The 20,324-nt window shown below is 64.0% G+C and carries 19 protein-coding genes; 5 read left to right on the top strand and 14 right to left on the bottom strand.

Going from position 1 to position 20,324, the window contains the following annotated elements; translation table 11 throughout:
* Window positions 1-3: 3 nt before the first annotated feature.
* From recJ to CK489_RS26910, 6 genes are all read right to left on the bottom strand, one after another.
* Window positions 4-1,845 (bottom strand): single-stranded-DNA-specific exonuclease RecJ, encoded by a 1,842-nt coding sequence (gene recJ / locus CK489_RS26935; RefSeq protein WP_095734406.1) that lies wholly within the window; start codon window positions 1,843-1,845, stop codon window positions 4-6.
* Window positions 1,846-1,900: 55 nt separating this feature from the next.
* Window positions 1,901-2,620: a haloacid dehalogenase type II gene (locus CK489_RS26930; RefSeq protein ID WP_095734405.1), complete on the bottom strand. Its 720-nt coding sequence runs from the start codon at window positions 2,618-2,620 to the stop codon at window positions 1,901-1,903.
* A gap of 93 nt (window positions 2,621-2,713) precedes the next feature.
* Window positions 2,714-3,712, bottom strand: a complete 999-nt coding sequence (gene glpX / locus CK489_RS26925; RefSeq protein WP_029083354.1) for a class II fructose-bisphosphatase — start codon at window positions 3,710-3,712, stop codon at window positions 2,714-2,716.
* Between the two features lie 79 nt (window positions 3,713-3,791).
* On the bottom strand, window positions 3,792-5,111 hold the full coding sequence (locus CK489_RS26920) for a homoserine dehydrogenase (RefSeq protein ID WP_095734404.1): 1,320 nt from the start codon (window positions 5,109-5,111) through the stop codon (window positions 3,792-3,794).
* A gap of 38 nt (window positions 5,112-5,149) precedes the next feature.
* Window positions 5,150-6,370, bottom strand: coding sequence for an LL-diaminopimelate aminotransferase (locus CK489_RS26915; protein WP_050629387.1), 1,221 nt, complete (start codon window positions 6,368-6,370; stop codon window positions 5,150-5,152).
* A 216-nt stretch (window positions 6,371-6,586) separates the two neighbouring features.
* Complete coding sequence (locus tag CK489_RS26910) at window positions 6,587-6,862, bottom strand: hypothetical protein (RefSeq protein WP_050629388.1); 276 nt, start codon at window positions 6,860-6,862, stop codon at window positions 6,587-6,589.
* Between the two features lie 292 nt (window positions 6,863-7,154).
* Between CK489_RS26910 and CK489_RS26905 the strand changes: the two genes are divergently transcribed.
* Window positions 7,155-8,963 (top strand): PHA/PHB synthase family protein, encoded by a 1,809-nt coding sequence (locus CK489_RS26905; RefSeq protein ID WP_050629389.1) that lies wholly within the window; start codon window positions 7,155-7,157, stop codon window positions 8,961-8,963.
* A gap of 73 nt (window positions 8,964-9,036) precedes the next feature.
* A complete protein-coding gene (locus CK489_RS26900) occupies window positions 9,037-9,435 on the top strand; it encodes an MAPEG family protein (RefSeq protein WP_050629390.1) in 399 nt (132 codons plus the stop codon).
* Between the two features lie 172 nt (window positions 9,436-9,607).
* Here the strand turns inward: CK489_RS26900 and CK489_RS41465 are convergent, their stop codons facing one another.
* Complete coding sequence (locus CK489_RS41465) at window positions 9,608-9,751, bottom strand: hypothetical protein (protein ID WP_158226507.1); 144 nt, start codon at window positions 9,749-9,751, stop codon at window positions 9,608-9,610.
* A gap of 106 nt (window positions 9,752-9,857) precedes the next feature.
* The gene (locus CK489_RS26895; protein ID WP_143278225.1) at window positions 9,858-10,436 is read right to left on the bottom strand and encodes a hypothetical protein; all 579 of its coding nucleotides are present in this window, start codon (window positions 10,434-10,436) and stop codon (window positions 9,858-9,860) included.
* Between the two features lie 134 nt (window positions 10,437-10,570).
* Here CK489_RS26895 and CK489_RS26890 point away from each other — a divergent pair, with 134 nt between their 5' ends.
* Window positions 10,571-11,998 (top strand): DUF1254 domain-containing protein, encoded by a 1,428-nt coding sequence (locus CK489_RS26890; RefSeq protein ID WP_095734673.1) that lies wholly within the window; start codon window positions 10,571-10,573, stop codon window positions 11,996-11,998.
* 160 nt (window positions 11,999-12,158) lie between these two features.
* On the opposite strand, the gene CK489_RS26885 is transcribed toward CK489_RS26890, so the two are convergent.
* From CK489_RS26885 to CK489_RS26860, 6 genes are all read right to left on the bottom strand, one after another.
* Window positions 12,159-12,749, bottom strand: a complete 591-nt coding sequence (locus tag CK489_RS26885; RefSeq protein WP_095734402.1) for a class I SAM-dependent methyltransferase — start codon at window positions 12,747-12,749, stop codon at window positions 12,159-12,161.
* Window positions 12,750-12,760: 11 nt separating this feature from the next.
* Window positions 12,761-13,738 (bottom strand): N-acetyl-gamma-glutamyl-phosphate reductase, encoded by a 978-nt coding sequence (argC, locus tag CK489_RS26880; protein ID WP_095734401.1) that lies wholly within the window; start codon window positions 13,736-13,738, stop codon window positions 12,761-12,763.
* Between the two features lie 103 nt (window positions 13,739-13,841).
* Window positions 13,842-14,888: an N-acetyl-gamma-glutamyl-phosphate reductase gene (gene argC / locus CK489_RS26875; RefSeq protein ID WP_095734400.1), complete on the bottom strand. Its 1,047-nt coding sequence runs from the start codon at window positions 14,886-14,888 to the stop codon at window positions 13,842-13,844.
* Window positions 14,888-15,559, bottom strand: coding sequence for an FMN-binding negative transcriptional regulator (locus CK489_RS26870; protein ID WP_095734399.1), 672 nt, complete (start codon window positions 15,557-15,559; stop codon window positions 14,888-14,890). Before CK489_RS26870 ends, argC (CK489_RS26875) begins: the two co-directional genes overlap by 1 nt.
* Before the next feature lie 220 nt (window positions 15,560-15,779).
* On the bottom strand, window positions 15,780-16,769 hold the full coding sequence (locus CK489_RS26865; RefSeq protein ID WP_050629396.1) for an MBL fold metallo-hydrolase: 990 nt from the start codon (window positions 16,767-16,769) through the stop codon (window positions 15,780-15,782).
* A 146-nt stretch (window positions 16,770-16,915) separates the two neighbouring features.
* Window positions 16,916-17,446, bottom strand: coding sequence for a DedA family protein (locus tag CK489_RS26860; protein WP_050629397.1), 531 nt, complete (start codon window positions 17,444-17,446; stop codon window positions 16,916-16,918).
* Between the two features lie 187 nt (window positions 17,447-17,633).
* Between CK489_RS26860 and CK489_RS26855 the strand changes: the two genes are divergently transcribed.
* Window positions 17,634-18,002: a hypothetical protein gene (locus tag CK489_RS26855; protein WP_050629398.1), complete on the top strand. Its 369-nt coding sequence runs from the start codon at window positions 17,634-17,636 to the stop codon at window positions 18,000-18,002.
* Window positions 18,003-18,128: 126 nt separating this feature from the next.
* The gene (gene parE, locus CK489_RS26850) at window positions 18,129-20,189 is read left to right on the top strand and encodes a DNA topoisomerase IV subunit B (RefSeq protein ID WP_095734398.1); all 2,061 of its coding nucleotides are present in this window, start codon (window positions 18,129-18,131) and stop codon (window positions 20,187-20,189) included.
* Window positions 20,190-20,324: the final 135 nt, after the last annotated feature.

The raw sequence follows: 20,324 nt of genomic DNA, 5'->3' as shown, positions 1-20,324 counted from the left end.
TTCTTATCGGATCACCGTCGGGCCCTGATCCGGCGCCGCGACGTCGAGGACACGGAATTGCACACGTTCGGTGCCTTGCCAACGGTCGACTGCAAGAGAGCCCGCCACGTGCAATTGCTGACCGCGATTTTGCGTCAAGGCGCTGCCGAGCTTCTGTCCGATGGAGCGGAATGCGATACCGTTGACGATGGAACCGTCGCCGGACTTGAAGCGCAGCCGCAAATGCGCCTGCCCGACTTCGTCGGCATAGACCAGCTGGTGCGACGGCAGCGCGATCACCGGCTCCGGATTGGCGCTGCCGAACGGTCCTGCGCGATTGAGCGTCGCGGCAAATTCCGGCGTCACTGCGCGTGCGGTGACGGCGCCATCGATGAACAGCTCGTTCTCGTGGCGCGAGTTGGCGACGTCGGCCGCCAGCGCGCTTTCCATGTAGGCACGAAATTCAGCGAGCTTCTCCTTGCGCAGCGTGACGCCCGCCGCCATTGCATGCCCGCCGCCCTTCATTAGCAGGCCGTCATGCACCGCCTGCCGCACCGCCTTGCCGAGATCGACGCCGCCGATCGAGCGGCCCGATCCGGTGCCGATGCCGCCCGGCTCGAGCGCGATCGCAAATGCGGGACGCGCGAACTTCTCTTTCAGCCGCGCCGCAACCAACCCGACCACGCCGGGATGCCAGCCTTCCGCCGCGGTGACGATGACAGCGCCCTTGTCCTCGAGCCCGAGCGAAGCCAGTGCCTCCGCTTCGGCCTGGGCTTCAGCCGCCTGCTCGATCACGCGCCGTTCAGTGTTGAGGCGGTCGAGCTCGGCCGCGATCCGCGCCGCCTCCGAGACATCGCCTTCGAGCAACAGCCGCACGCCGAGATCGGCGCGTCCGATGCGGCCGCCGGCATTGATCCGCGGCCCCAGCATGAAGCCGAGATGCCAGGCCTCCGGCGGCCCATTGAGCCGCGCCACATCCATCAGCGCGGTGTGGCCGACATGATCGCGGCGGCGCATCGCGATCAGGCCTTTTGCAACGAAGGCGCGGTTGAGCCCGATCAGCGGCGCGACGTCGGCGACAGTGCCGAGTGCGACGTGGTGCAGCACGCTGAGCAGGTCCGGCTCCGGCATCTCGCGGCTCCAGAAGCCACGCTGGCGCAGCTCGCGATTGACGGCGACCAGGGTAACGAACACCAGGCCGACAGCGGCGAGATGACCGAGCCCGGAGAGATCGTCGGGCCGGTTCGGATTCACCAGCGCGTCGACCTCGGGCAATTCATCGCCGGTCTGGTGATGATCGATCACGACGACCGACATGCCGAGCTTCCTGGCTCCAGCCAGCGGCTCGATGCTGGTGGTGCCGCAATCGACGGTGACAAGCAGTGTCGCGCCCTTGGCCGCCAGCGCGCGGACGGCGTCGACGTTCGGCCCATAGCCTTCGAAGATGCGGTCGGGAATGTGGATCAGCGGGTCGAGCCCACAATGACGCAGATGCCAGGTCAGCAGCGCCGCAGAGGTGGCGCCGTCGACGTCATAGTCGCCGAAGATCGCGACTTTCTCGCCGCGCACCGCGGCATCCGCGATGCGCTTGGCCGCGTGCTCCATCTCGGTGATCGTGTGCGGATCCGGCATCAGCTTGCGGATGGTCGGGTCGAGGAAGTCGGCAACCTCGTCGATCGCGACGTCGCGCCCCGCCAGCACGCGCGCCAGCATTTCCGGCAGGCTGTAACGCTGCACGATCGCGAGCGCCCGCGCCGCCCCGCGCGCATCCAGCCGGTCGCGCCAGAGCTTTCCGGTCAGCGACCGCGTCACGCCGAGGAACGCCGGCGGCGCCTCGATCGGCAGTGCGGATGCGTGGAGCGTCATGATTCCTTGTCCATTCAGCAGGAATCGTAGCGCTTCAGTGAATCCCAGGCCAGTTCTAGCAGCCCATCCGGCTGGCGATTTCCCCGAAATCCTTGGCCACGATGTCCCAGCTGCCGGTGGCCTCGAAATCGACCCTCTGCAACGGACCGTACTCGGTCGGCCGCGCCACGAAGGCGGTCTTCAGGCCGTGCTTCTGCGCGTGCTTGAGGTCGTAGTTGTGGGCGGCGACCATCATCACCTGCTCCGGTGGCAGGCACAGCAGCTTCGCGGCGCCGAGATAGGTTTCCGGATCGGGCTTGTAATGCTCGAACAGTTCGGCCGACATCACGAGGTCCCAGGGCAGCCCTGCGAACTTCGCCATGTTGGTGAGCAGCGCGACATTGCCGTTGGAGAGCGGCGAGATGATGTACTTCGTCTTCAGCCGGGTCAGGCCAGCGACGCTGTCGGGCCACCCATGCAGGCGATGCCAGCCCAGCGTCAGATGATGCAGGTCGGCTTCGATCAGCCCTTTGATGCCGAGCTGCGCGACCAGCTTCTCCAGCGAGCGGCGGTGCAAGACGTCGAGGATGACATAGCCGTTCTGCGGGTTCTTGCGCACCTCGTCCATCGAAGCCGTATAGACCGCGCGCCAGCCGTCGACCAGCGCGGTCCAGTCGGCATTGATGCCCCGCTTCTCGCCCCATTTGGTGAAGTCGTTGATCAGGCTGGTGCGCCAGTCGACCACCGTGCCGAACACGTCGAACACCAGCGCCTTGACCCCGGACAGATCGGACATGCGCGTCTCCCTTTGTTGTTCTTGTTGGTTCGTCATTCCGGGCCGAAGCGAAGCGTCGAGCCCGGAATGACGGAGATCGTAGTCCGCCTTTGGTTAGTCGAGGTGGAACTTCTCGAGCTGGCGGTGCTCGGCCTTGATGTAGCGCACGGTGCCGGTGACCGAGCGCATCACGACCGTCTCCGTCTCGATCACGTCCTTCTTGAACTTCACGCCGGTCAGCAGCGAGCCGGTGGTGACGCCGGTGGCGGCGAACAGGCAATCGCCCTTTGCCATGTCCTCGATGCCGTAGATCATCTTCGGATCGATGACCCCCATCTTGTGCGCGCGCTCGCGCTTCTCCTCGGTGTCGAGGATCAGGCGGCACTGCATCTGGCCGCCGATGCAGCGCAGCGCGACCGCCGCGAGCACGCCCTCCGGCGCGCCGCCGGTGCCGATATACATGTCGACGCCGGTCTCGTCCGGCTTGGCACAGTGGATGACGCCGGCGACGTCACCATCGGTGATCAGCTGCACGGCGGCGCCGGTCGAGCGCACGCTGTTGATGATGTCGGCATGGCGCGGACGGTCGAGCACCAGCACGTTGATGGCGGTCGGGTCGACGCCCTTGGCCTTGGCGAGCCGGCGGACGTTGTCGGCCGGCGGCGCATCGAGCTCGATCACGTTCTTGGCGTAGCCCGGGCCGATCGCGATCTTCTGCATGTAGACGTCGGGTGCGTGCAGCAGCGTGCCGCCGTCGGCCATCGCCATGGTGGCGATCGAGCCCGGCATGTTCTTGGCGCACAGCGTGGTGCCTTCGAGCGGGTCGACGGCGATATCGACCTTGGGACCGGCGTTGAGGCCGACCTTCTCGCCGATGAACAGCATCGGCGCCTCGTCGCGCTCGCCCTCGCCGATCACGACCGTCCCCTCGATCGGCAGCTTGTTGAGCTCGCGCCGCATCGCGTCGACCGCAGCCTTGTCGGCGGCCTTCTCCTGGCCGTGGCCGCGCAGCCGCGCGGCCGACACCGCCGCGCGCTCCGTCACGCGCACGATTTCGAGCGTCAGGATGCGCTCGAGCAGCATCTGCGGCGGAACGGAAATATGGGTCGACATCGGCGTACTCCTTAAGCCTCGGGGACAGGCCAGCCTGCCCGCATCAATCGTCTCACGCCCGACCCGTTCAGGCCATGCGTTAGTTTTTCTCGATCCGGATCACCTGCGGCCGGCCGCTGATGACCTTATCGCGCTGCACTGCGGCCAGCGCCCGATGCACGGCATCCTCGCTGGTCGCATAGGTAATCAGAATGACCGGAACCGGTGAAGGTTTTTTGGCCGCTCCATTCACATCGACGCCATCCGGATGGCGCTGCACGATGGATTCCAGAGATATCTTCTGTTCCGCAAGCCGGGTGGCGATTGTTGCGGCAGTGCCTGCAAGATCGCGCGCCATCAGGCGGATATAGTAGCCACCTTCATGGCGTTCCATCGGCGCCTTGGTGGTGTCGCGCAACCGCTCGACCGGACGTCCGAACGGCTTGGCGCGGATGCCGCGGGCGACGTCGGCGATGTCGGCGACCACGGCCGAAGCGGTCGCGGCGCCGCCGGCGCCCGGGCCGACCAGCGTAATCGGCGGAATACCCTCGCCGTCGATCGCGACCGCATTGGTGACGCCCATCACCTGCGCGATCGAGGATGATTTCGGCACCATGGTCGGGTGCACGCGCTGCTCAATGCCCTTTGCCGTGCGGACGGCAACGCCGAGCAGCTTGACGCGGTAGCCGAGTTCCGAGGCCGCCTTGAGGTCTTCCGGCGTGATCGAGGAGATGCCTTCGACATAGACCGCGCTTTCCGCAACCTTGGTTCCGAAGGCGAGGCTCGCCAGGATCGCAAGCTTCTGTGCGGTGTCGTGACCATCGACGTCGAATGACGGATTGGCTTCGGCATAGCCGAGACGCTGGGCGTCCTTCAGGCATTCCTCGAACGACAAACCCTCCTGCTCCATCCGGGTCAGGATGTAGTTGCAGGTGCCGTTGAGGATGCCGTAGACGCGGTTGACGCTGGTGCCGGCAAGGCCTTCGCGCAGCGTCTTTACCACCGGGATCGCCGCACCGACGGCGGCCTCGAAGTTCAGCGCACCGCCATGCTTCTCGGCGGCCGCGGCGAGACGCAGCCCATGCTTGGCGATCAGCGCCTTGTTGGCGGTCACGACCGACTTGCCCGTCTTCAGCGCGGTCTCGATCGCGGAAAGCGCGGGATCGCCGGCGCCCCCCATCAATTCCACGAAGCAATCGATATTGGGATCCTCAGCCAGCGCTTGCGGGCTCTTCGCCCAGGCGATGCCGCGCAGGTCGAGGCCGCGCTTCTTGGCTTTCGAGCGCGCCGTGACGGCGACGACGCGAATGGGCCGGCCGCTGCGCTCGGCCAGCGCCCGTCCTTGCGTTTCGATGAGGCGGACGACATCGGCACCGACGGTGCCGAGCCCCGCTATGCCCACGTTCAGGGGTGCGACCATGGATTTAAGGGACCTGGAGATTAAGCAACCTGGAAGGATTAGCGTCGGTTGGCGAGAGGAACGACGTTGTGCAACGTTTCGATGCCGCTTTCAAGGAAGCGGCGCACGCCGCGCGCGGCCTGCCGGATGCGCTGCTCGTTCTCCACCATCGCGATGCGGACATAACCTTCGCCGTGCTCGCCGAACGCGACGCCGGGCGACACCACGACGCCGGATTTCTCCACCATCAGGGTCGCAAACTGCATGCTGCCGACCGCCTCGAACGCCTTGGGCAGTGGCGCCCAGGCGAACATCGAGGCCTGCGGCGGCGGAATGTCCCAGCCGGCGCGGCCAAATGACTCAACCAGCGCATCGCGCCGCTTGCGGTAGGTGTCGCGCATCTCGCGGATGCAGTCGTCGGGACCGTTGAGCGCGGCGGTCGCCGCCACCTGCACCGGCGTGAAGGCGCCGTAATCGAGGTAGGATTTGACCCGTGCCAGCGCCGCAATGATGCGCTCATTGCCGACCGCAAAGCCCATGCGCCAGCCGGCCATCGAGAACGTCTTCGACATCGAGGTGAATTCGACGGTGACGTCGAGCGCGCCGGGCACCTGCAGCACCGACGGCGGCGGCTTGTCCTCGTCGAAATAGACTTCGGCGTAGGCGAGATCGGACAGGATGAAGATGTCGTGCTTCTTCGCGAACGCGACGAGATCCTTGTAGAAGTCGAGGTCGGCGACATAGGCGGTCGGGTTCGATGGATAGCAGACGATCAGCGCGATCGGCTTCGGGATCGAATGGATGATCGCCCGCTCGACCGCCTCGAAGAATTGCGGCGTCGGCTCCGACGGCACCGAGCGGATCACGCCGCCGGCCATCAGGAAGCCGAAGGCATGGATCGGGTAGCTCGGGTTCGGGCACAGCACGACGTCGCCGGGCGCGGTGATCGCCTGCGCAACGTTGGCAAACCCCTCCTTCGAGCCGAGGGTGGCCACGACCTGGGTGTCGGGGTTGAGCTTGACGCCGAAGCGACGCGCGTAATAGGCGGCCTGGGCCTTGCGCAGGCCGTTGATGCCGCGGGAGGCCGAGTAGCGGTCGGTGCGCGGCTTGCCCAGCGTCTCCTTGAGCTTCTCGATGACATGCGGCGGGGTCGGCAGGTCCGGATTGCCCATGCCCATGTCGATGATGTCGGCCCCGGCGTTGCGCGCGGCCGCCTTGGCCTGGTTGACCTTTTCAAAGACGTAAGGCGGCAAACGGCGAATGCGGTAAAAATCTTCCATGGGACCCTTGCTCCGACAACCGCGATGCCAGAATCGCCCCTTTTGCTGGCTTTGCGGAGGCCTCAACGGCCTCCTCCAGAAATCACACCAAATCAATGACTTAGAGCGAATTCAGGGGCGCGATCTGGGGGCTGTCGCCGGATCTGCGGTTGAATTGGATTTCTTTTAGCACGGACACCGGGCGGCGCCAGCGCTGATCGGCCGCCTGGTGGGGCCTTACTTGCCGGCCTGGGCCGCCGTCGAGGCCTGGTGCTCGCGCGCGGCGATCAGCTCCTGCTCGATCTTGGCTTGGTCCGCCGGCTTGATCGTCGGATCGGCGCGGTCGGGCGGAAGGTCATGGACCGGGAGGTAGCCGTTGGCATCCTTTTGCCGCGCCGGCGCATCGGCCGGCATCGCCATATCGGCGATCGTGCTCGAGCAGCCGCCCAGCGCCAGCGATGACGCGAGCAGCACTGCGGCCGCGAGCCCCCTGTTCTTTCGATCGATCGGCATGCGCCGAATTGTCCCCAACAAGCTAGCGCGCACGTGGCACGGTTGCCGACACGGGTCGCACTGGTACGAGCCTTGCAGCGTCCCCGCTGCGTTAATCCTGGCTTCAGCGTTTCAAACCATTGTCGCCCGAAACGCTTAAAGCGTGAACAGCAAAAGCGACCCCTGAGGCTTCAATATGACGGAACAAAGATTTTTTGTCGCACCGCAACAGAGCGAAACGTCTGATTTTCACTGATTTTCGTTGCCGCACCGCGCGATGACGCCCCCTAAACGACACGATATTGTCCCTGAAATGAGCAACGTCAGCACCGATACCCAAGCCCCCCCGAAATTCAACGCCGAAGCCTTCGCCATGAACATCGCGCGGGCGATGGAGAGTAGCGGCCAGGCGCTGGCAGCCTATCTCAAGCCGCGGCAGAGCGGGGAAGTCCGCGACAAGCCGCCGAACGAGTTCGGCGAGGTCATCAAGACCTTCAGCGTGATCGCCGAATACTGGCTGTCGGACAAGGAGCGCGCCTCGTCGCTGCAGATGCAGCTCGGCAAGGATTACCTCGATCTCTGGGGCTCGGCGGTGCGCCGCATGGCCGGCGAAGCCGACGCCAAGCCCGCGATCGCGCCCGCTCCGCGCGACAAGCGCTTCCAGGACCCGGAGTGGAAGTCGAATCAGTTCTTCGACTTCATCCTGCAGCTTTACCTGTTGACCTCGAAATGGGCGCAGCAGCTGGTCAACGACGCCGACGGCATCGACCCGCACACGCGAAAGAAGGCCGAATTCTACGTCCAGCAGATCACCAACGCGCTGGCGCCGTCGAACTTCGTCCTGACCAATCCGGAGGTGCTGCGCGCCACGGTCGAGACCAATGGCGACAATCTGGTGCGCGGCATGAAGATGCTGGCCGAGGATATCGAGGCCGGCCACGGCACGCTGAAGATCCGCCAGTCCGATTCGAGCAACCTCGAGGTCGGCGTCAACATGGCGACGACACCGGGCAAGGTGATCTACCAGAACGAGCTGATGCAGCTGATCCAGTATTCGCCGGCAACGGAGAACGTGCTGCGCACGCCGCTGCTGATCGTGCCGCCCTGGATCAACAAGTTCTACATCCTCGATCTGCGTCCTGAGAAATCCTACATCAAATGGTGCGTCGACCAGGGCATCACGGTGTTCGTGATCTCCTGGGTCAATCCGGACAAGGAACTCGGCAAGAAGACCTGGGCCGACTACATGACCGAGGGCCCGCTCACGGCGATGGACGTGATCGAGAAGGTTACCGGCGAGATGAAGGTGCACACCGCCGGCTATTGCGTCGGCGGCACCATGCTCGCCTCGACGCTCGCCTACCTCGCCGAGAAGCGCCGCCAGCGCGTGACGTCGGCGACGTTCTTTGCTGCGCAGGTCGACTTCACCCACGCCGGCGATCTGCTCGTCTTCGTCGACGAGGACCAGATCTCGGCGCTCGAGCGCGACATGCAGGAATCCGGCGTGCTCGAGGGCAGCAAAATGGCGATGGCCTTCAACATGCTGCGCTCGAACGACCTGATCTGGTCGTATGTCGTGAACAACTACCTGAAGGGCCAGCCGCCCTCCTCGTTCGATCTGCTGCACTGGAATTCGGATGCGACGCGGATGCCGTCGTCGAACCACTCCTACTACCTGCGCAACTGCTATCTGGAGAACCGGCTGTCGACCGGCACCATGGTGCTCGACAACACGCTGCTCGATCTGTCGAAGGTGAAGGTTCCCATCTACAACCTCGCCGCACGCGAGGATCACATCGCACCGGCGGAATCGGTGCTGTACGGCTCGCAGTTCTTCGGCGGCCCGGTGAAATACGTGCTGTCCGGCTCCGGCCATATCGCCGGCGTGGTCAACCCGCCCGCCTCGAAGAAGTACCAGTATTGGACCAACGACAACATCAAGGACATGAAGCTCGCCGACTGGCTGAAGGGCGCCGAAGAGCACAAGGGGTCGTGGTGGCCCGACTGGCGCAACTGGCTGGAGAGCCATGATCCGGAGACGGTGCCGGCGCGCATGGTGGGCTCGAACGGGGCGCAGGTGCTCGAGGACGCTCCGGGCAGCTATGTCCGCGTCCGCGCGTAGCGCCAACTCTTCCGCTCAGCTATAAACGGACGATCCCGGCGGTCGGGAATCGAATTCACGTGAGGGGGAGACGATGACGCGCGAACTGTTCTGGCTGTCGCTGACGGTGATCCTGACCGGGCTGTTGTGGATCCCCTACATCATCAACCGCTGCCAGGTGCGCGGCCTCTCCGGCGCGATGGGCAACCCCTCGCGCACCGACAAGCCCCAAGCCGAATGGGCCAACCGGCTGATGTTCGCGCATGACAACGCGGTCGAGAACCTCGTGATCTTCGCGCCGCTGGTCCTGATCCTCAACGCAGCCGACTACTCCACCAAATGGACGGTGCTGGCCTGCGCCGTCTATTTCTGGGCCCGCGTCGCCCATCTGATCGTCTACACGCTCGGCCTGCCGGTGTTCCGCACCCTGGCCTTCACGGTGGGCTTCCTCGCCCAGGCCGTGCTGGCGCTCGCGATCTTCAAGATCGTCTGAACCGCGCAGTCACGCCGGCGGCGGCAACCGCCGCGCCGGCGCTGCTGTCTTACCCGCGCACGACGATACCTGCCGCCGGCGCCTCGCCGGTCGTCTTGATCATGCGTGTAACCGGCGAAAGTCGCATCGATGGCCGCCCACCCTCCTGCGCGCCGAGCGGGTGGCGGCGAGATCACGCCATCGCGATCGCTGCTGCGAATTCACCGGCAAGGGAAACTGCTCCTCGCACCCCGTACATCAGGTTCAGACTATTTCGCTTGGCAGGGTCGAAGGCAGCATTCGCGGAACGCAGTTGATTGCCGTCCCGCACGATCAATATGTTCTCCCGTTTTCTACCAGCGGTAGTATAATTGCGGATCAATACTGAATCGTGTCCTCGATCGAAGGCGTCCCGAATTGTCAATCCTCGTCACCAGTCCATTTCAGAGTTGCCGGATTCTCCGCCGGTGAAGAAGTTTATACACCTGCGGATATTCGCCCAGGCCGCGATCCGGGGCCCGCAACGCAAACTCGCTCGCAATCTCTGGATTCAGACTTAGCGAAACTCCGGGTAATACCTGTCCCGGCGCATCTGTGGGGACGCTTTTTATTGCGTCGAATGTCCGCCCAGTACCGTGATAAAGAGGCGTCTCAGTCCTGAAGCCCATTTCACTGGCTCGCGCCATGCGCGACTCGATATCTATTGCCAGTTGCTTCCCCGCGCCACCTCCCGGCACCATACCTGCCGCCGCCTTGGCCGCGCCCCATACGTCGTCGCGGTTTTTTGCATCGATCAGGTCGGCCGCGAAGAACGGTACGGCGAAGGGTGTCAACGAGAGTATGTTGCCCATACCGTTTACGAGGTGACGGGCGGCGTAGGCGTCCGCGCAGTGTGCCATAAGGCCGTCTACAGCACGATCGCCAACCCATTCGCTCGGCGTTGATCTCGTCGCTTTCAGCTCGCCGGCGGGCCGGAAGGACTGCCTCCAATCGTAAGCCGGCGCGTCCGGACGGCCGGGCATCGCGGGAACATCGTCGGGCGCCTGCGTGTCGTTTGATCCGTATCAATGCCGTGCCCACAGCTCCTGCAATGGTTTCGATTCTGTCGGACCCGAAGCGCGGGACAATCTCGCGCGGTGCTAAGCTGGGAGGCCACATGAGAAAGAGCACGATTGGTAGTTTGCTCCTGGGTCTTGTGCTTTTGCCTGTCGTCTCCCTCGCTGCCCAGGCACAGAGCACCGTCACCGAGCAGGAGGCGCAATACATTGCCAGGGATGCCTACATCTACTTCTATCCTCTGGTGAGCATGGATGTGACCCGCAAACAGCTTACGAATGTCGAGCCCGGCAAAGGGTACGGCGCCCCCATGAATTCATTTTCCCACGTTCCGACCTTTCCCACAGCCGACATGAGGCAAGTCGTCCGACCAAATTTCGATACGTTGTATTCTACCGGGTACCTAGACCTCACCAGGGAGCCGATGGTCCTCTCGGTCCCGGACACGGATGGACGCTATTATCTTCTGCCGATGCTCGATATGTGGACGGACGTATTTGCTTCGCCCGGTTGGCGCACAACGGGAACGCAAGCGCGCAATTTCCTCGTCACGCCGCGCGGCTGGAGCGGAAACTTACCGGCGGGATTTATCCAAATCGAAGCGCCGACCCCGTACGTCTGGATTATCGGTCGCACCAAAACTGACGGACCGCCGGATTACGATGCGGTTCACAAAATTCAGGCCGGTTATAAAATCACGCCACTCTCGGAATGGGGCAAACCGTCCAAGCCCGTGGAGACGAAAATCGATCCGACGATCGATATGAAGACGCCTCCAAAAACCCAGGTCGATAGCATGAAGGGCGGTGATTACTTCGTCTATGCGTCCGAACTTCTCAAGCTGCAACCGCCCCACCTCACTGACCAGCCGATTATTGCCCAGATGAAGCGGATCGGCATTGAGCCGGGCAAGAGCCTGGACATCAGCAAGCTTGATCCCGTGGTGAAGAAGGCGCTGGAGGATGCGCCGGCGGCCGGGCAACAACTCATGGAGTGGAAAGTGCCAACGATCGCCAGGATCGCAAACGGTTGGTCGATGAATACCGATACGATGGGCGTGTACGGCAACTACTACCTCAAGCGCGCCATTATCGCGCAGCTTGGCCTCGGCGCGAACGTACCGGAAGATGCGATCTACCCGCTCAACCTCGCCGATGAAACCGGCAAGCCGCTCGACGGCGCAAGCAAATACACCATCCACTTCGACAAGGGCGCGACGCCGCCGGCAAATGCCTTTTGGTCGCTCACACTCTACGACAGCAGCGGCTTTCAGATTGCAAACAGTCTAAATCGCTTTGCGGTGAGTAGCTGGATGCCGTTCAAATACAACCCAGACGGCTCGCTGGACCTCTACTTCCAGAACGAGAGCCCGGGATCGGATAAAGAGGTCAACTGGCTGCCCGCGCCGAAGGGGCCGTTCAACTTGACGATGCGCGTCTATGCCCCAAAGCCGGACGCTCTCACCGGCAAGTGGAATCCGCCGCCTATCACCAAGGTTCAGGGGGCGTCGAACCTGACGGCTCAGTAAACATCCAGGCGGGCATCACGTGGCTCACGCATCTGTGCTCACGCTTCGCTGGATGTCGGCTCATGGCCCTTTTGCGGCCCCGAGAGATGTCCGCCTTTCCGCCGCTGCTGCGGTTGAGCGGACATCAGGCGGCCGGCCGTTTTATGAGTACACGACCTGGTCACCCTGGTTTGCGCACGACGATATGCAGCATCGTCGCCGGCGCTTCGTCAAAGCTCTTGATCTCGCTGGTGTCGGACGAGACTTGCGTCCAAGCACCTGACGATGCGTAGGTCGCCGCCAGCCAGTCGGCCTCGGGATAGTTGTAGTAGCGGCCGATGCTGTCACGGCCGTCGCCATGGCCGATCTTGTAGCTCGCGTAGAAGACGCCACCGGGTTTCAGCGCGCGATGGATGCGGCCGACGATGCCGGCCAATTCGTCGCGTGGCACGTGCAGCAGGCAGGCGCTGGCCCAGACGCCGTCATAGGCCTCGCGATCCCTTAGCTCGTCGAACAACATCGCCTCGACGGGATGGTTGATGCGACGCGCCGCGACCTCGGCCATCTCGGGTGAGCCGTCGGTCGCGCGCAGCACGAAGCCTTGGGCAAGCATGACGGCGGCATGATTGCCGGCGCCGCAGCCGAGTTCGAGGATCGCCCCGCCCGGCGGCAACAGCTTGAGAAAGCCGATCAACCGGGTGGACGGTGCTTTCGCCCACCCGGCATAGGCCTCGGCATTGCGCCGATAGAATTGCAGCGTGGCGTCGTCCACGGTGCGTGCCGTCAGATGTCGGAGAGCCCGAGCATCAGCCGCATGTTCTGGACCGCGGCACCCGAGGCGCCCTTGCCCAGATTGTCGAGCCGGGCGACCAGCACCGCCTGGCGATGCTTGTCGCTGGCAAACACGTAGAGCTCGAGCTGGTTGGTCTCGTTGAGCGCTTCCGGCTCGATCTTCCCGCCCGCGGCGGCCTCGTTCTGCAGCGGCATCGCGGTGACGTATTTGCTGCCGGCATACCACTTCGCCAGAACGGCCTGCAGATCGGCTCCATCAGGCTTGCCCGGCAGCGCGTCGAGCTGCAGCGGCACCGACACCAGCATGCCCTGCCGGAAATTGCCGACCGACGGGACGAACAGCGGCCGCCGCGTCAGATGCGAGTACAGCTGCATCTCCGGCACGTGCTTGTGCTCCAAGCCGAGGCCGTAGAGGTGGAAGGCCGGTGCCGAGCCGTCCTCGAAGCTCGCAATCATCGACTTGCCGCCGCCCGAATAGCCGCTCACCGCGTTGATGGTGACGGGATAATCGACAGGCAGCAGCCCGGCATCGACGATCGGCCGCAGCAGCGCGATCGCGCCGGTCGGATAGCAACCGGGATTGGAGACCTTCGGCGCGTTGCGGATCTTGTCGGCCTGGCCGGGCGCGAGCTCCGCAAAGCCATAGGCCCAGTCCGGCGCGACGCGATAGGCGGTCGAGGCGTCGAGCACCTTCGGCGCTGAATTCCCCATCGTGTCGATCAGCGCGACGGTCTCCTTGGCGGCATCGTCAGGCAGGCAGAGGATCACGAGATCCACCTCCTCCATCAGCGCACGCTTGGCACCGGCATCCTTCCGCTTGTCCTCGGCGATATGCTTCACCGCGACGTCGCCGATCGAATGCAGCCGCTCCTGGATGCCGAGGCCGGTGGTGCCGGACGCGCCATCGACGAACACGGTCTTGGTCGCACCGCCCTTGGTCTTCGGCTGATCGGTATCGGTGAGGGTCATGGCACGTTCCTTTCAAGCTCATTCGTTTGGTTTGCTAACACATCTGGCCGCGCCTGTGCTGCCATAGATTGAGCGCATCCTCGTCCGCGACAACAACCCCCGCTCACGGAAACAACGCGATCTGCTCCAGTCCGGTGGTTTCGGGCAAGCCGAACATCAGGTTCATGTTCTGGATCGCCTGTCCGGCCGAACCCTTCACGAGATTATCGAGCGTCGAGAGCACGATGGCGCGGTTCTTGATCCGGTCGGCGACGACACCGATCTGAACGTAGTTCGAACCACGCACGTTCTGCGTCTGCGGCAGCACGCCCTTCTTCGTCACATGCACGAACGGCTCGTTGGCGTAGGCCTTTTCCAGCTCGGCGCGCAAATCGTCCGGCGTAGCCCCGTTGAGCTTGACATAGGATGTGCAGAACTCACCACGCGCCATCGGAATGAGATGCGGGGTGAAGTTCACCGTCACGGCCGAGCCGGCGGCTGCGCCGATCTCCTGCTCGATCTCCGCCGAGTGTCGATGGCTTCCGATCGAATAGGGCGACAACCCTTCGCCGGCCTCGCTGAACAGCGTGTTCTGCTTCAGTCCGCGTCCGGCGCCGGTCACGCCCGACTTTGCGTCGATGACGATATCGTCGACGTCGATCAGCTTTGCCTTCGCCAGCGGAACAAGCGCCAGCAGCACCGCCGTCGGATAGCAGCCGGGACAGGCCACCAGCCGCGCGGCCGTGATCTTCTCCCGGTAGAGCTCGGTCAGCCCATAGACGGCCTCGTCCTGCAATTCGAGCGCCCGGTGCTCATGACCGTACCATTGAGCGTAGCTGTCCTTGTCGCGCAGCCGGAAATCCGCGGACATATCGAGGATCTTGATTGCGGGATTGGCTTTCAGCACCGCGGCGATGATCTCTTGCGTCGTCCCGTGCGGCAGTCCGCAGAACACGGCATCGAGCCGCGTCCAGTCGACCTTTTCCCATTCCACGAGTCTTGGCAGGTCGAGCATGAAGAAGTGAGGAAACACCTCGCTCATCGTCTTGCCGGCATGGGTGTTGGCGGTAAGCGCGGTGATCTCGGCATCCGGGTGCCGCGCCAACAGCCGCACCGCGTCGGCGCCGGTGTAGCCGGACGCGCCCAGGATGCCGACTTTCTTCTTCGTCATCACACGCCCCCTTGAAGCGAAGTCATTTCGGTCTGTGTCGTTGTGAAAGCCTGCGGGCGCACGTCGCGCATCAAAGCCGCGATCTGCCGGGCACCGGCTTCGGCCTGCAAAGCGAGCGCGTTGCCGACCGCGGCAAAGTCGGGCTCGGATTTGTGCTGGTTCAGCTTGAAGCTGCCCTCCACCTCTTCCACCGTCATCTCAAGGCCCACGATCGCCTTCTTCATTGCTTCGAGCCGCGCCGCTGTCATCTTGGCTGACGTCCACGGTTCTTTCGGCAACAGCCAGTCCTCGAACTTGCCCGTCAGCACATCGATTTGAACAGCGAGTTCCTCACCCGACAGGGTCCGCACCGGCCCGGTCAGATGCACGGCCTGATAGAGCCACGTCGGCACCTGGTCGGGCGATACGTACCAGTCCGGCGAAACATAGGCATCGGCGCCAGTGACGGCCAGCAGCCAGGGGGCTCCGCCCGCCAGCTTTACCAGCGGATTGTGACGGGCAACATGAAACAACGCCCGCGGCGTGCCGTCGTCGGCATAGCTCAGATAGAACGGCAGCGCGGATGCGATCGGCTTGCCGCCGTCCCACGCGCAGGCAAGGCCGAAACCGCGCGCCTCCGCGAAGGCGAGGCTTGCGGCACGGTCGGGCTTGAAAGGCTGCGGCGTATACATGGTCGAACACTCCTGCTTGACGAAGGAGCCGCCAGATCGAACCGCGTGTCTTTTTGAGGAGAGCGCCGCGGGATCAGGTCCGGCGGCAGAGGCGATGGTCTTAAACGCGAGCGACCGCCCATACCGCGAGAATGCGGCTGCGGCGGGCGATGATGATGGTCGCGGCGTTGATCATGGGCGCGGCTATAAGGCCGCGCCCCTTTTGCGTCAAGGAGAACCGTCAGATCACCGGATTCCAAGGGGCCGGCACGACACGGTAGCCGCTGCCGTCCTTCACCACATTGCCGAGGCCCGGGAACGGATAATGGAAGCCCTGCACCTGGAGCCGCTCCGCGACGATCATGTCGTAGACGCGGCGGCGGGTCTTCTCGGCGACGTCGGCGTCCTGGTCGAAGAACGCGTGCCAGCCGGGATTGGTCGCGAACAGATACGGATTGTTGGTGACGTCGGACTGGATGAAGACCTTCTCCGAACCCGAGGCCAGCACGTAGGAGGTGTGGCCCGGCGTATGGCCGACAGCCTCGACCGAGGTGAGGCCCGGCGCGATCTCCTTGCCCCATTCATAGGGGCTGACCTTCTTCTTGAGGGCAGCCTCGAAGATGTTGCGGTTGTTCTTGAACAGGCCCTGCATGCGGCCGGCCGGCGCCCGGCTCATCTCGCCATCGTCCATCCAGAACTTCCATTCGGTCGCCGGCACCAGCACTTCGGCGTTCGGGAACGCCGGCGCGCCCTCGGCGGTGAGCAAGCCGTTCACGTGATCGCCGTGGAAATGCGAGATCACGACCATGTCGACATTCTTGGGATCGAATCCGGCTGCGACGAAATTGTCGGCGAACAGACCGTTGGCGCCCTTGGAACTGGCCTTGGCCAGCGCGCCATTGCCGGTGTCGATCACGACCAGCTTGCCGCCGGTATTGAGCACCAGCGGCGCGTACCAGATCGTCACCATGTCACGCGGCATGAACGCCTTGTCCAACGCCGCGTTGACGTCGTCCCGCTTCGCGTTCGGGATGAAGGAGTCCTCCAGCTTGAAGACGGTCTTGCCATCGGACACCGCGGTGACCGTGATGTCACCAACCTTGTAGCGATAGAAGCTCGGCGCCTGCTTGTCGGCCGCGGGCGACGCGGCATTGGCCGGGAGCGCCGGCAACAACGGTGCGGCGGCGATGCCGGCAGCGCCGGCGAGAGCGTGACGTCGTGTCAATTCCATGTGTTGTCCTCCCAGTGAAATGGCGCCCGATGAACTCGCGCTTGGTGACGCGGTTGTAACAACGTTTCGATGCTCGCGCGATGGTGGCATCACGAGCACTTGTCATCCCGCCTAACCCCTGCATTGCAGCCTTATTCCGGCTCCCGCTACACCGCGCGCCACATCCATTCGAGGGCCTGGGCAATGACGTCGCCGAACAAAAGGAGCGCCGCCGACCAGACCAGCGCGGAGACGAAATTGGCGATCTGGAACTGCCAGTACGACATCTCGAAAATGCCGGCTGCCAGCGGCACCGAGGCGCGGAGCGGACCGAAGAAGCGGCCGATGAAGATGCTGGGCACGCCCCAGGTCTTCACGAAGGCTTCGCCGCGCGGCAGGATCTCCGGATAGCGCGACAGCGGCCACATCTGCGCGACCTGCTCCTTGTAGCGATAGCCGAACCAGTAGGAGACCCAGTCGCCGAGCGCGGCGCCAATGCCGCCCGCGATCCAGATCGGCCAGAAATTGATTCCGCTGACGCCGATCAAGGCGCCGATCGCAACCAGCGCGCCCCAGGCGGGCACCAGCAACGAAATGAAGGCGAGTGATTCAGCGAACGCCAGCAACATGACGATCGGAGCGGCCCAGGCCTGGTGGTGGCGGACGAATTCGGCCAGGGCCCGCGCAAAGTCTTCCATCTCGTCGTGTGCCTTCCGCTCCGTTGAACCTCGAATGAACCTTTCTAGCGGCACGCAGCCTAAGAACAGGTAAGCCAGCCCATTGCGTGACATCAAGTCACAAAGGCGGGGATCAAACGTGATTTCCGGTAAGGCCCCTGCGGTCCGGCTGGCTGGCATCTCCCTCACAAGAAAAAGGAAATACTGGATGATCGGGTCGCTGATGATGTGCGTGGGCGTTGTCGTCTTGCTGTTCGGAATGCTCGCGGGCATCGCAATGGGTATCCAGCACGACTTCACGTTGGGGCCGGCGCACGCGCATCTCAATCTGGTCGGCGGCGTGCTGCTGTTCCTGTTCGGCCTGTACTACCGGCTGGTGCCGGCGGCCGGCCGCATGCTGCTGGCTAAAATCCAGGGCTGGCTCCATATCATCGGTGGCGTGCTGTTTCCGGCCGGCGTGGCCGCCGTGCTGTTGGAAGGTCCAGCGTTCGAGGCAGCGCCCATCGTGGGATCGCTGATGGTGGTCGCGGCGATGGCCCTGTTCACGGTCGTTGTATTCCGCACCTCGCGGGCGTAATCGCAGGCTCCTATCTATGGAGACGGCCGGGCCCGAGGCGCGGTCGCCCCCATTGGCAGCCCGTTCCGTGGCATAGTCAGAGCAACCGATTCGCCGCGCCAAGACTGGCGCGCCACTTGAAGAAACATGGCCAAATCATTGAAGTCGAACGCCAAAAGCAAATCTGCTGACGATCTGTTCGGAGCCCCGGAACAGAAGGCGCGCACCCCGGCGAAGGCCGCTTCCCGGCCCGCGGGAGGCGCCGAAGCCGGCTATACCGCAGCTGACATCGAGGTCCTGGAGGGCCTGGAACCGGTCCGTCGGCGCCCCGGCATGTATATCGGCGGCACCGACGAGAAGGCGCTGCACCACCTGTTCGCCGAGGTGATCGACAACTGCATGGATGAGGCGCTGGCCGGTCACGCCACCTTCATCGACGTCGAGCTGACCGCCGACGGCTTCCTGACCGTGACCGACAACGGCCGCGGCATTCCGGTCGACCCGCATCCGAAATTCCCGAAGAAGTCGGCGCTCGAAGTCATCATGTGCACGCTGCACTCGGGCGGCAAGTTCGACTCCAAGGTCTACGAGACCTCGGGCGGCCTGCACGGCGTCGGCGTCTCCGTGGTCAACGCGCTCTCCTCGCGGCTCGAGGTCGAGGTCGCGCGCAGCGGGCAGCTGCATCGCATGACGTTCGAGCGCGGCCATCCCAAGGGCAAGCTCGAGGACCTCGGCAAGGTCAACAACCGCCGCGGCACACGGATCCGCTTCAAGCCTGATACCGACATCTTCGGCGCCAAGGCGGCGTTCAAGCCGCAGCGCCTGTTCAAGATGACGCGCTCGAAGGCGTATCTGTTCGGCGGCGTCGAGATTCGCTGGCACTGCGACCAGGAGCTGCTGAAGGGCGTCGAGGACGTCCCGGCAGAAGCAAAATTCCACTTCCCCGGCGGCTTGAAGGATTATCTGGCCGCGGCGATCCACGCCGACACGCTGGTGCATCAGGATATCTTCTCCGGCAAATCCGGCCGCAGCGGCGCGCATGGCGCGTGCGAATGGGCTGTCGCCTGGACGGCCGATGCAGATGGCTTCCTGTCGTCCTACACCAACACGGTGCCGACGCCCGACGGCGGCACGCATGAATCCGGCCTGCGCAGCGCGCTGCTGCGCGGCCTGAAGGACCACGCCGAACGCGCCGGCCAAGGCAAGCGCGCAGCTTCCATCACCTCGGAAGACGTGATGGTGGGCGCGGCCGTCATGCTCTCGGTGTTCGTGCGGGAGCCTGAATTCCAAGGCCAGACCAAAGACCGCCTCGCCACCGCTGAAGCGCAGCGCATCGTCGAACAGGCGATGAAGGACCCGTTCGATCACTGGCTGTCGGGCAATCCGAACCAGGCCAACCGGCTGCTCGATTTCGTGATCGATCGCGCCGAGGAACGGCTGCGCCGCCGCCAGGAAAAGGAAACCGCGCGCAAGACCGCCGGCAAGAAGCTGCGCCTGCCCGGCAAGCTCGCCGACTGCTCCGACGCCGGCACCGAAGGCTCCGAACTCTTCATCGTCGAAGGCGACTCGGCCGGCGGCAGCGCCAAGCAGGCGCGCGACCGCAAGACGCAGGCCGTGCTGCCATTGCGCGGCAAGATCCTCAACGTCGCATCGGCCGGCAAGGACAAGCTGACCGCCAACGCGCAGCTCTCCGATCTCGTGCAGGCGATCGGCTGCGGCACGCTCGCGCATTACCGTGAAGAGGATCTGCGCTATCAGCGCATCATCATCATGACCGACGCCGACGTCGACGGCGCGCATATCGCTTCGCTATTGATCACCTTCTTCTACCGGCAAATGCCGCGGCTGATCGACGAGGGGCATCTCTATCTGGCAGTGCCGCCGCTCTACAAACTCAAGCACGGCACCAAGTCGGTCTACGCCCGCGACGACGCGCACAAGGAAGAGCTGCTCAAGAGCGAATTCAACGCCAACGCCAAGGTCGAGGTGAATCGCTTCAAAGGCCTCGGCGAAATGATGCCGGCGCAGCTCAAGGAAACCACGATGGATCCGACCAAGCGCACGCTGCTGCGCGTCGTGTTGCTGGCCGACGATCGCGAGGGCACCGCCGACTCGGTCGAGCGGCTGATGGGAACCAAGGCGGAAGCCCGCTTTGCCTTCATCTCCGACAAGGCGGAATTCGCCAGCGACGACCTGCTCGACGTCTAGGCCCAACCAGCTGATCCGAAACGATTTTTCGGCCGCCCCCGCTCAGGGCGGCCGTTTTTCATTCGGCTGTTTGGAGAGTGCCGGCGGCTTCGTTTTCGGGCGGTTGTGTCTCACCCGCAACAGCATTTCCGGCGG

Source organism: Bradyrhizobium sp. UFLA03-84 (genome assembly GCF_002289535.1).
Lineage (GTDB): Bacteria > Pseudomonadota > Alphaproteobacteria > Rhizobiales > Xanthobacteraceae > Bradyrhizobium > Bradyrhizobium viridifuturi.
This window is presented reverse-complemented; position numbering and strand designations above follow the sequence as displayed.